Origin of the sequence: Thermogemmatispora carboxidivorans (genome assembly GCF_000702505.1) — a bacterium.
Classification (GTDB): domain Bacteria; phylum Chloroflexota; class Ktedonobacteria; order Ktedonobacterales; family Ktedonobacteraceae; genus Thermogemmatispora; species Thermogemmatispora carboxidivorans.
In genome coordinates this window covers 4993705-5006327 of record NZ_JNIM01000001.1, presented here as the reverse complement: position 1 = coordinate 5006327, position 12623 = coordinate 4993705, and the positions used below count along the sequence as shown (strand labels likewise).

4 protein-coding genes and 2 rRNA genes are annotated in these 12623 nt (G+C 61.4%); 5 read left to right on the top strand and 1 reads right to left on the bottom strand.

Annotated features, from left to right (window positions below; all coding sequences use genetic code 11):
* The first annotated feature begins 253 nt into the window (after positions 1–253).
* The 4 genes from N688_RS19750 to N688_RS19735 all read left to right on the top strand — a co-directional run bounded on the left by N688_RS19750 (position 254) and on the right by N688_RS19735 (position 7597).
* A 16S ribosomal RNA gene (locus N688_RS19750) occupies positions 254–1772 on the top strand.
* Positions 1773–2272: 500 nt separating this feature from the next.
* Positions 2273–5384 (top strand): 23S ribosomal RNA (locus N688_RS19745).
* Together the 16S and 23S rRNA genes form the textbook arrangement of a ribosomal RNA operon.
* Positions 5385–5662: 278 nt before the next feature.
* Entirely contained in the window at positions 5663–6520 is an 858-nt protein-coding gene (locus N688_RS19740; RefSeq protein WP_052890883.1) for an amidohydrolase family protein, read from the top strand.
* Positions 6521–6616: 96 nt separating this feature from the next.
* On the top strand, positions 6617–7597 hold the full coding sequence (locus N688_RS19735; RefSeq protein ID WP_052890882.1) for an MBL fold metallo-hydrolase: 981 nt from the start codon (positions 6617–6619) through the stop codon (positions 7595–7597).
* Positions 7598–7625: 28 nt separating this feature from the next.
* On the opposite strand, the gene N688_RS19730 is transcribed toward N688_RS19735, so the two are convergent.
* A complete protein-coding gene (locus N688_RS19730) occupies positions 7626–11639 on the bottom strand; it encodes an adenylate/guanylate cyclase domain-containing protein (RefSeq protein ID WP_052890881.1) in 4014 nt (1337 codons plus the stop codon).
* Positions 11640–11936: 297 nt separating this feature from the next.
* Here N688_RS19730 and N688_RS19725 point away from each other — a divergent pair, with 297 nt between their 5' ends.
* Positions 11937–12509 (top strand): ribonuclease FAU-1 family protein, encoded by a 573-nt coding sequence (locus tag N688_RS19725; protein WP_052890880.1) that lies wholly within the window; start codon positions 11937–11939, stop codon positions 12507–12509.
* Positions 12510–12623: the final 114 nt, after the last annotated feature.

The following is a 12623-nucleotide window of genomic DNA, read 5'->3' as shown; positions in this document are numbered from 1 at the left end:
GAAGAGTGGAAAACAGCAGAGGCGGATGTGCTGTGTTCGCCTGTGGTCGCGCTGTCTGTTAGGTCTCGTGCCCAGCACAGGTAATGCTGTGCCGGTAGCATTGGTTCGCAGACAGTCATCTAGGTGAGCAGCGCTGATGACTTCGCTGATCCAGAGCTGAAAATTTGGTGGGTGGTTCGCTCAGCAGAGGCTGAGGAGCCAGCCGCTGGAGATAGAACCTCGATCTCGATGAGTGATCGGGGAAAAGCAGAACTGGATGGCGAGTTTGATCCTGGCTCAGGACGAACGCTGGCGGCGTGCCTAACACATGCAAGTCGAACGTCCTTTCCGCGAGGGGAGGGCGTGGCGGACGGGTGAGGAACACGTGGGTGACCTGCCCTGCAGTGGGGGATACCGGTGCGAAAGTGCCGACAATCCCGCATACGGTGGCGTCTTGCAAGAGGCGCCAGGAAAGCTCCGCGCCGGAGGGTGCGGGGCGCTGCAGGAGGGGCCTGCGCCCGATTAGCTGGTTGGTAGGGTAACGGCCTACCAAGGCGACGATCGGTCGCTGGTCTGAGAGGACGACCAGCCACACTGGGATTGAGAGACGGCCCAGACTCCTACGGGGGGCAGCAGTGAGGGATCTTCGGCAATGGGCGAAAGCCTGACCGAGCGACGCCGCGTGCAGGAAGAAGGCCTTCGGGTTGTAAACTGCTTTTCTGGGGGAAGAGAGAGGACGGTACCCCAGGAAGAAGCCCCGGCAAACTACGTGCCAGCAGCCGCGGTAAGACGTAGGGGGCGAGCGTTGTCCGGAGTTACTGGGCGTAAAGGGCCTGTAGGCGGTCGGGCAGGTTCCGGCTGACAGCCCGCGGCTTCACTGCGGGAGAGGCAGGAAGACGGTCCGACTTGAGGGCCACAGAGGGACAGGGAATTCCCGGTGGAGCGGTGAAATGCGTAGAGATCGGGAAGAACACCGAAGGCGAAGGCACTGTCCTAGGTGGTACCTGACGCTGAGAGGCGAAAGCTAGGGGAGCGAACGGGATTAGATACCCCGGTAGTCCTAGCCGTAAACGCTGACCACTAGGTGTGTGGGGAGATCGACCCCCTGCGCGCCGAAGCGAACGCATGAAGTGGTCCGCCTGGGGAGTACGGCCGCAAGGCTAAAACTCAAAGGAATTGACGGGGACCCGCACAAGCAGCGGAGCGTGTGGTTTAATTCGATGCAACGCGAAGAACCTTACCAGGGTTGGACAAGCGCGCTGAGGGTCCAGAGATGGGCCGGCCCGCAAGGGAGGCGTGCTCAGGTGCTGCATGGCTGTCGTCAGCTCGTGCCGTGAGGTGTTGGGTTAAGTCCCGCAACGAGCGCAACCCCCGCTCTCGGTTGGAATTCTCCGAGGGGACTGCCGCGCACAACGCGGAGGAAGGTGGGGATGACGTCAAGTCAGCATGGCCCTGACATCCTGGGCGACACACACGCTACAATGGTCGGGACAGCGGGCAGCGACCCGGCGACGGGGAGCCAATCCCTTAAACCCGATCTCAGTGCAGATTGCAGGCTGCAACCCGCCTGCATGAAGGAGGAGTTGCTAGTAACCGCCGGTCAGCACACGGCGGTGAATACGTTCTCGGGTCTTGTACACACCGCCCGTCACACCACGAAAGCCGGCAACACCTGAAGCCGCTGGGCGAACCCCTCAAGAGAGGGGAGGCAGGCGTCGAGGGTGGGGTCGGTGATTGGGGTGAAGTCGTAACAAGGTAGCCGTACCGGAAGGTGCGGCTGGATCACCTCCTTTCTAGGGAGTCGGAGCGTGGTGGCTCACGGTAAGGGAGACCTTGCTTCCTGATGAACCCGCTCCCTTCCAGGTCGATCCGTTTCATCAAGGGTAGTTTGAAGCTGCCTGAATGCGGTTTCGCTCCCGGATGAAGCGAGCTTTCTAAGTGACTCTAGGTCACAGCGCTGAAATGCGAGCTGAGACGCCAGTGGCGAGCAAGCGGCTGGCGGGAGAGCGAGGCGCTGGATAGCCGATGAGGGATGAGCACAGCCCTCACCTCTGCAGGTTTTCCACTTTTCAGGTGTCGGGGGCGGTGGCTTGCGTGGTTGCTGTGCAGTAAGGGGAAGAGCAGCGCGAGCCGCATGGCACTGGCACCAGCACCTTAACAACTGAGTGTGTGTCTTGCTTCAATTTTGCTGAGCGAAATGAACCGTCGTGGACGGCGGGGCAAAAGCGAAGCCGAGACATCCAAGACAGATAGTAAAGGCGCAAAGAGATCTCTTGCAGGTGTCGCGAGAAGCGCACAAGCGAGAAGCGTACGCGGGGGATGCCTAGGCGCTGAAGGCCGAAGAAGGACGCGGCGAGCGGCGAAACGTTCAGGGGGAGCTGCTGGCAAGCGATGAACCCTGAGTCTCCGAATGGGGCAACCCCTCCGGCGTGATGGCCGGAGATCGGCGGTCTGACAGGACCGCACGAGGGGCAGCGGGCGAACTGAAACATCTTAGTAGCCCGACGAAGAGAAATCAACCGAGATTCCCTCAGTAGTGGCGAGCGAACGGGGAAGAGCCTAAACCGTCACGCGACCTGGCAACAGGTCCGAGGCGGGGTTGTAGGGCCGGCGTGGGGCCAGGCCCGAGCGCTGGGATGCTGGACCCGAAGTGGCTGGAACGCCACACCAGAGGGGGTGAGAGTCCCGTAGGGGGACAGCAACTCCAGGGCTTGACGTCGGACCCTGAGTACCACAGGGCACGAGGAACCCGGTGGGAAGCAGGGGGGACCACCCTCCAAGGCTAAAGACCTTCAGCGACCGATAGCGGACAGAGTACCGTGAGGGAAAGGTGAAAAGCACCCCGAGAGGGGGATGAAAGAGTGCCTGAAACCGCGGACGCGAGCAGCAGTCAGAGACCCATGCCGTGGCAGGCCGGCGAGCGGGTCCCAGGCAACTGGGGCCGGCCCGAGCAGGCGCCATGTGCGGGTTGATGGCGTGCCTTTTGTAGAATGATCCGGCGAGTGCATCGTCGTTGCCGCAGGTTAACCTCCCCACAGAGGAGGGGAGCCGGAGGGAAACCGAGTCTGAACAGGGCGCAGCCACCAGCTCTCTGGTGGCAGGTAGCGGCGATGGGACCCGAAACCGTGTGAGCTACCCATGGCCAGAGTGAAGCGGATGTGACAATCCGTCGAGGCTCGCACCCACTGGTGTTGCAAAACCAGGGGAGGAGCTGTGGGTAGGGGTGAAATGCCAAGCGAACACGGAGATAGCTGGTTCTCCCCGAAATGCATGGAGGTGCAGCCCGCCGCGGCAGCGTTGGGAGGTAGAGCGCTGTGTGGGTGCGGGGCCAGGAGCTGGTTACCAAGCTCATGCAAACTGCGAATGCCCAGCGCGAGTAGCGGGGCGGCGGAGTGAGTCTGGCGGGGATAACCTTGTCAGACGAGAGGGAAACAACCCAGACCACCGGCTAAGGTCTCCAAGGGGCTGCTGAGTGGCAAAGGAGGTCAGCTGGCCCAGACAGCCAGGATGTTGGCTTAGAAGCAGCCATCATTGAAAGAGTGCGTAATAGCTCACTGGTCGAGCGAGCTGGCGCCGAGAACACCAGGAGGCTGAAGCAGCCGACCGAAGCCGTGGAGCCTCTCGCAAGAGATGAGAGGCTGGTAGGGGAGCGTTCCGTCAGCTGAGAAGCCGGACCGCAAGGACCGGTGGAGCGGACGGAAGTGCGAATGCCGGAATGAGTAGCGCCAAGGAGGGTGAGAATCCCTCCCACCGAAAGCCTCAGGGTTCCTGGGCACCGTTGATCGACCCAGGGTTAGGCGGGCCCTAAGCCGAGGACGGTAGGTCGTAGGCGATGGAGAGCAGGTGGACAATCCTGCCCCAGAGGACGTCGTCAGGAGCGAAGGGGGGACGCGGTAGGGAAGGTGAACCCATCGAGTGGACAGGATGGGCTGCCTGGTGGAAGCGAGGCATCGAGGAAAAGCCCGATGCCACCAGACGTGACCCCAGGCACGAGCCTCCGCGAGGAGGCGACAAGTCATCGACCCCCAGGCCGCCAAGAAAAGCCTCTAGCCAGACGTACCTCTGCCCGTACCGCAACCCGACACCGGTAGGCAGGGGGGCAATCTCCCCAGGTGAACGAGTGAGCCTCTGTCAAGGAACTCGGCAACTTGGCCCCGTACCTTCGGAAGAAGGGGCGCCTTCGTAGCTGGCGCTGACCGGAGGGGTGCCCGCAAGGGCATCCGAAGCAGGTCAGGGTTGGTGAGGAGGCCGCAGGAATAGGCCCAGGCGACTGTTTACCAAAAACACAGGTCCCTGCGAACGCGGAAGCGGAGATATAGGGGCTGACTCCTGCCCAGTGCCGGAAGGTGAAGCTGGCGGGTGCACGAAGCTCGCCAGGGAAGCCCCGGTGAACGGCGGCCGTAACTCTAACGGTCCTAAGGTAGCGAAATTCCTTGTCGGGTAAGTTCCGACCCGCACGAAAGGAGGAACGACCTGGGCGCTGTCTCGACAGAGGGCTCGGCGAAATTGCAGTACCCGTGAAGATGCGGGTTACCCACGACAGGACAAAAAGACCCCGTGGAGCTTGACTCTAGCCTGGCCTGGTGCCGAGGGCACACCTGCGGAGGATAGGTGGGAGCCGAAGAAGCCGCCCTCGTGGGGGCGGTGGAGGCGCCGGTGAAATACCACTCTGGTGTGTTGTCGGGACTCATGCTGAGGCGGTAGAACCCGCCAGCAGACAGGGCTAGGTGGGGAGTTTGACTGGGGCGGTCGCCTCCTAAAGGGTAACGGAGGCGCCCAAAGGTTCCCTCAAGGTGGATGGACATCACCTGAGGCGTGTACAGGCAAAAGGGAGCTTGACTGCGAGGCCAACAAGCCGAGCAGGGACGAAAGTCGGGCTGAGTGATCCCACATGTCCGAGTGGAAGGCGTGTGGCGCAACGGACAAAAGCTACCCCGGGGATAACAGGCTGATCCTGCCCAAGAGTTCCCATCGACGGCAGGGTTTGGCACCTCGATGTCGGCTCGGCGCATCCTGGGGCTGGAGTAGGTCCCAAGGGTTGGGCTGTTCGCCCATGAAAGCGCCACGTGAGCTGGGTTCAGAACGTCGTGAGACAGTTCGGTCTCTATCCGTCGTGGGCGAAAGGAAGCGTGAGGGGAGTCCGCTCTAGTACGAGAGGACCGAGAGGGCTTGACCGCTGGTGAGCCGGTTGGCCTGCCCAGGCCAGAGCCGGGTAGCTACGTCAGGCGAGGAGAAGCGCTGAAAGCATCTAAGCGCGAAGCCGACCCCAAGAGCCGCTTCCCCCTCCAGGCTGGACCCCCAGCCGGAGATAAGGTCCCAGGCAGATCACCTGGTCGATAGACCGGAGGTGGACACCTGGTAACAGGTGCAGCTGACCGGCCCTAATGACCGAACGGCTTGTGCCTTCCCTTACGATACTGCAAAAGATCGCTGATCGCCTGCTATAGTCAAGGATGGAACGCGCGACGCATCCCCGCTGTCGCGACGGCGGTTCTCACTCAGCAAAATTGAGGCAAGACACCACTCAGTGGTAAGGTTCTCCCTGTTTCGCTGTTGCTTTCTGTACAAGCCAGTGAGAAAGCGCGTCAAAGAAGCAAAGTAAGCAAGCGGGAAGAGGGGCGTGCCAAGCAGGCAGTGCCCTTTTTTTGTAGCCTGGGGCACCCTTCGAGAAGCGCAGCAGAGCATGATCATTGATTTCCATACTCACCTCTTCCCTCCTCATATTTGTCAGCAACGCGAGCGCTACTGCGAGCGCGACCCCTGGTTTCGAACCCTCTATGCCAATCCCCGCAGCAAGCTGGCCACTGCCGAGGACCTGATCGCGGAAATGGATGCTGCGGGCGTGGATGCTTCAGTAGCCTTCTCCTTTGGCTGGACCGACCCGGGCCTGATCGAAGAAGGAAACAGCTATGTTCTCGATGCCATGCGCCGCTATCCTGGCCGCATCTATGGCATGGCGGTCATCTTACCTACAGCAGGCAGGAGGGCAGTGCACGAGCTGGAACGCTGTGCCCAGGCTGGCATGATCGGCATGGGCGAACTCATGCCCCACGGCCAGGGCTACCGCCTGAGCGACACTCAATTGCTGGGCCCTCTCATTGAGGTAGTGCGCCACTATCACTTGCTTGTACTCTCCCACTGCAGCGAGCCGGTGGGCCACCTCTATCCTGGTAAAGGCGATGTCTCCGTGGCCGACGTGGTCGCCTTTCTAACGGCTTTTCCCGACGTGCGCTTTGTCGCAGCCCATTGGGGTGGGGGTCTGCCTTTTTATACTTTGATGCCAGAGGTGCAGCAAGCCTGTTCCCTGGTGTGGTATGATACTGCTGCAACGGTCTTCCTCTACCGTCCAGCCATCTTCTCAACGGTGGCAAGGCTGGTAGGGGCCGAGCGTATTCTCTTTGCCAGCGATTATGCCCTGCTGCGCCAGCGCCGCGTCATCGAGCATATTCAGCAGGCCGGCCTCAACGCTGATGAGCTGACGAAAATCCTGGGCGAAAACGCTCGCCTCCTGCTCGGCCTGCCTGGGCAACCTGCTCGCTGATGCCTCAAAGGAAGGCCGAACTGCCTGTCAGTCGACAGCAAGAGCCAGGAAAGATACAGCAGCACGAGATATCAGAACGGGCCCGGTAGAGAGTCTATGCGCGTCGTTTCTCTGGGGAGTGGCAGCAGCGGCAACGCCTTGCTCATCGAGGCTGGCCCTAACGGACGGACCAGGCTCCTAATCGATGCTGGCTTGCCCTGCCGTACATTGATCAACCGCCTCCATCTGGCTGGCGTCTCCCCCGCCCAGATACTTGCTGTTCTCCTCACGCACGAACATGATGACCACACACTGGCCCTTCCCACGCTGCTGAGACGCTACGATCCGCTCGTAATCGCTGACCCTGCCACCCTGGCAGCCCTGGCGGACAACCCGCAGCAGGAACCGAACACAACAGCTAGCAGCCGACCCGGCACAGAGCAGCCTCGCTCTCACCGCCCAAGAGAGGAACAGCCTGTCGTCAGACAGGGTGGCCAACAGAGTGCTCGTAGAGAGCGGGGGAAAGCCTCACCACAACCCCTGCGACGAACGCTGGCGTTGCCTGCTGGCAGCTCCTGCCTGCTTGGCGATATCGAGATCGTTTCCTTCCCGGTCCCTCACGATGCCGCGGCTCCCTGTGGCTACTTGCTCTCTGCTGGAGGATGTCGCGTCTGTGTGGTGATAGATAGCGGCTCCGTCACCCCGATCATGCTAGAGGCCATGCGTCAAGCCGATCTGCTGGTCCTGGAGGCCAATCACGATCGCGAACGGCTCCTACAGGGCCCCTACTCCTATCCCCTCAAGATGCGTATTCTCAGCCCTACTGGTCATCTCTCTAACGAACAAGCAGCCCAGGCGATCCTGCAGACCTGGCGCGCCGATGGCCTACGCTGGATCTGGCTGGCTCATCTGAGCCAGATCAACAATACACCGCAACTGGCTTTACGTAGCGTCCAGCGCTACCTGGCAGAGGCCGGCGCCACCTTAGAGCAGGTCCACCTGGCGACGTTGCCCCGCGCAATGGGAGCAGCCTGGGATTCGACCCGCCTCTGGCACGATGAATACTGGTGGCGCTGTGAACCCCTGGTTGAGCGATAAGCAATCTTCTACCATCATGCGCGATTCGCTATCGCAGCTCTTGCAGAGCATTGTTGACGCGCTCGCTATCACGTACGGCATGCAAGGCCGTAAAGAAGCCCAGCGCCTGCGTATAGTAGCGACGAGCCAGCTCACGCCACCGTCTCGCAGCGTCAGGAAGCTGAGCGCTGGTCGCCTGTCTCCAATGCAGCTCGCCCAGGTAGTAGAGGGTCTGGCCACGTTCCCAGGGGAGGTCGAGACGCTCAAAAAGCGCTAAGGCTTGCTGCAGAGCGGTCCGAGCCTCCTCCCAGCGCTGCAGAGCCAGGGCCATGCGGCCCTGCGCGCGCCAGGCTCGGCCCTCGGCCTTCACCGCCTGCGACCGGCGAGCCGCCGCCAGCGCGCGCTGACACCACGTAGCCTGCTCCTCAGCCGAGGCGCCAATCTGAACGAGAAGCTCGGCCAGCAGCGCCTGCTGCTCCGGTCGAACGAATGGCTCGTGACGTCGAATCTCCTCCCTGAGCGTCTCAGCAGCCCCGTTCCAATCTTCGCGTGCGAGCTGTAGAACTAATTCCAGATCCAGGCGCAGCAGACGAGAGCTTGCCTGCTCACCGAGAAGCTTCAGGCAACGCAGATAGCGCTCCCCACTCTCATAGTCACCCGTCTGGTAAGCAATCATCACCAAATGCTTCAAGGCGTCGATCTCCCACATCTCTTCAAGCTGGTATTGCTCGACCAGCCCCAGGGCCTTCTGCGCTGCCTCGCGCGCATCATCCCAGCGCTCCCATTCGTACCAGACGTGGATGCGCCCCAGCATACTAAGCAGGAGCAACGACGGACTTTCCATCGTCTGAGCAACCTGCCACGACTCACCGAACCAGCGCGCTGCCGTTGGATAATCGCAAATGAAGAAGTGCACCCATCCCAGGGAATAGTAAAGATCGTGCAGCTCCTGCCGATCCTGACGCCCCTGCTGGCGAGTAATCTGGGCCTGAAGCTGCTGACGCTGGTGCTGAGTACGATGGGCCTCTGCATAGTCGCAGAGCTTCATATAGATCCCCCCGAGCGCGTCGAGAGCCAGCCAGAGCGCTTCCACATCCTGGGCCTCCTCGGCCAGGCGCCGCGCCTCGCGGGCACTCTTGAGGGCTTGCTCCGCTTGCCTGGCTCGCTCATCGACGTTGTTGGGATCATCCTCCCGCTGGTGCATGTACCACAGAGCCAGATACGTCAGAAAGACGGAGCGATCACCCTGATCTTCTGCCAGAGCCAGCCCGGCATCGATGTAGGCACGCACCTCATCCATATCGGGGAGAGCCTCGTGCCACGGCCCCCAGCGCGTTGCCAGCTCGGCCAGACTATCGTAAAGATAAAGGAGATCAGCCGAAGGCGGCTCAGCTTCCGCTTCCAGCAGCTGGAGCGCCTGCCGGTAAGCCTGCCAGGCTTCCTTGAGGTTAGCACGCTGCGTGAAGGCGTCACCTAGCTTCTCGTGCATGCGCGCCAGTGCACGGCGGTCTGCTCCACTCTCGCTCAACAGCTCCAATGCATCGCTGTAAGCCTGGATGGCCCGAATCGTATAGTAGCTGCGCAGCGCCTGATCGCCTGCGCTCGTCAAATAGACCGTAGCTCGCTGACGCAGCTCCTGCAGCGTCAGCTCTAGCTCGATATCCTCCTCGGCCAGACTGTCCAGCAGACTGGGCGTCCAGTTAGCGGCTGCCTGCTGGTAATGATAAGCCAGCAGCTCAACAAAACGTTCAGTGCGCCCGCTGACCTGCTCTTCCAGCCAGCGCGCCAGACGGGCATGGCTCAGAGCGCGATGCGCCCGCGAAAGCGTGTGATAGACCACATCGCGCGTCAGAATATGCTTGAAGCTAAAGACCCGATCGTTCTCAACAGGGCTACGATCGCGCCGCTCTGTCTCAGAAATGAAGTCGCGCGTGATCAGCGACTCCAGCGTCTGCAGGAGCGTCTCCTCCTCCAGCTCAGCGGTCAGCTCGCGCAAGCCCGCGAGCCAGAACGTGCGTCCGATGATCGCCGCCTTTTGTAAGACATGCTTCTCGACCGGACTGAGCAAGTCGACGCGCGCCGCCAGCACCCCCTGGATCGTATCGGGGACCCGCGGCAAGGGCAGGGTATAATGGAGGTCCAGCAAGACATCACCGGGAGGCCCTGCCGGGCTGGCCAATTCGCTGAGAAGATGCTCCTTCTCGCGGGCCACACGCCAGCTATCCTGCTCATAGACCAGAATCCCCTGGTCGATGAACATGCGGATCAGCTCCTCCACAAAGAAAGGATTCCCCTCAGCCCGGGACAGGATCGTGTGACAGAGCGCCTCCGGCAGCTCAGCGTTTTTCAGCAAAGCGCGCACCAGCTCCTTGCTTTCCTCGGCAGAGAGGGCCTCCAGCACAATCGTCGTAAAATTGCGCTGTCCCCCACCCCAGTCCTGGCGCCGCTCCAGAAACTCGGGCCGCGCGGGGCAGAGCAAGAGAAGCGGAACATTGTTCAGCCGCTCCATCAGGTGCTCCAGCAGATCGAGCAGGGCCTCATCAGCCCATTGAAGATCGTCGATCACGAGAATGAGCGGCTGCTGTTGAGCCAGCGCGGCCAGGAAGACGCGCCAGGAACGTAGTAAGGTCATCTGGGTGCCACTCTGCTCCAGATTGCGTGCGTAGGCCATGCGCTGCCGCTCGCGACGTTCGCCCCCCGGCAACGGTATCGACCGCCCGAGGTGACGCCCAACGCTCAGCAGGATGGCCTCAGTCACATCCGCAGCATCTTCTTTGTTCCCAGCCCTCTCCAATACTTCGCTGACGAAGGCCGTGAAACGCCGATGGATATCCTCATCGCTCTCGTTATATTGCACCTGGAGCAAGGCCCGAAGAATCTCGATCAGCGGCCAGTAGGTGATACCCTCTCCATAAGGGGGGCAGCGCCCACGCATCACCAGCGGCGCCGGTAACTGTTCCGGGCCTGTCGTATAGCGAGCTTTCTCCTGCTCGCGTTCAATGAACTCGTGTACCAGGCGCGACTTGCCAATGCCCGAAGGACCCAGCAAAGTGATCAAATGAGGCTGACGCTCGGCCAACACACGAGCATAAGTCGCATGCATCAAGGTCATTTCCAACGAGCGCCCAATCAACGGGGCCAGCAGACCGCGGCGGGAGCGCGCTACCAGTGAGCTGGAAGGCTGCTCGTCCGCCAGACCCAGCACCACCCAGGCCCGGCTAGGCTCTGCCTTCCCCTTGAGCTGCAAGGGGGCTAGCGGGCGAAAGCGGAAGACCTCACGCGTGGCCAGATAGGTGCGCTCCCCCACCAGGATCGTATCGGGACTGGCCACCTGCTGCAGGCGCGCGGCGAGATTGACCGCCTCGCCTGTCACCAGAAAATCACGGCGGCTGTTGAGGCTACCATCAGGCCCGGGCGTGGCTACCTCGCCGGTATTGATCCCAATGCGCATCTGGAGCAGCGCAGCCTCCGGGTCGCGCCGGCGGCGTTCCTGGTTGAAGCGCGCCAGCGCCGCTTGCATGTCGAGTGCGGCCCGAATGGCCCGATCAGGATCATCTTCGTGCGCCAGCGGCAGACCAAAGACAGCCATGACGGCATCCCCGATGTATTTCTCAACAGTACCGCCGTGGCGACGAATCTGCTCTGTCATCAAGGTGAAATAGCTGGCCAGGATGGCCCGCAGATCCTCTGGATCAAGGCGGTCGGCCAAGGGCGTCGAACCGGTAATGTCAGCGAACATCACCGTCACCACTCGCCGCTCTTCGGGCGTCCTCAAAGTCGACTCCAGCGCAGGCGTCGGCGCGGGCAACTGAGGTACCACTTCTGGCCCCGACGACCCTCCTTCCTCTCCACTGCGGAAGGCCGATACCGGCCAGGGCGAGATCTCCGCCGGCTTCTCCTCATCCCCCTTCTGGCTCTGGAGCCGTCCGCATTCAATGCAGAAGCGAGCCACCGGCGGGTTGGCTGTACCACAGTATGGGCAGATCAAGAAGCGAAGGCCGCAGGCAAAGCAGAATTTGGCATGCGACGGATTCTGCGTCTGGCAGCGCGGACAGCGCAGCATGATCTCTCTACTCTTTCTAAACTCCTGCCCGTTGCTCTTGCTAGCACAGGAGACTCTTTCTCGCTCTCAAGCTTGCTCTGACGACGCCATAAGGCAAATCTCTAGCTGTTATTCTACTATATTTCGCTGGTTGAGAGATAGCAGCTGTTGAGTGAGCACTGGGACCAGCCAGCAAAGAAAGCGTTGCTCACCACCAACAGTAGAAGGCAAACCTGGACCCGCATACTCCTCCCGCCCAGCTTGACGAACCGGGCAGATTTGCGTACTATGAGGCGGATGGAAGGGAGAAGTATACGTATGCAAGCGGATTTCCGTGTCGAGAGTCGCAGTTATGATGGAGTGCTGCGCGGCACCTGGCGCGCCTGTCGCCTCTCCCCAGAGGTGCAGCTGAGCGATCCTCCAACCGCTTCGCCCGGTGCCGACTGCCTGCGTCTCTGGCTGCCCGCCGGAACATTGATGGAGTGGACCACCGGAACACGTCCACTGCGTCATCATTGTCTCCAGTTCTTCTGGCCAGAGCGCTGGTATATGTTGAGCGCCTTCTACAATGGTTGCGACCTGCTCTATACTTATGCGACCATCATCTTGCCACCAACGATCGAGGTGGCAGGCGTGCGCTACGTCGATCTCGACTTGACGATGCTGGTGCGCCCCGATCTCTCCTACGAGGTACTGACGCAGGCCGAGTTCGATCACATGGTTGAGCTGCTCGACTATAGCGAGGAGACGCGCATTGGGGCCTTGCTGGCCCTGCGCACCCTGACGAATGCGGCCCAGATCGGAACGGGCCTCTTTCGCCTGATCCCTCAGCGCCTCCTCCAAACCGATTTTCATCGCCATGACTGCCTATCACAGCATGGCCTGAGCTGAGTGAGTGGCCAGTCACCCACTACCGACCGCTGCTCTCCCGCCGTGCCAGCGTAGCCAGGGCGGGAGGCTCCGCTCAGCACCAGCCAGGCCGCTATCATGGCCATCCTTACCTTA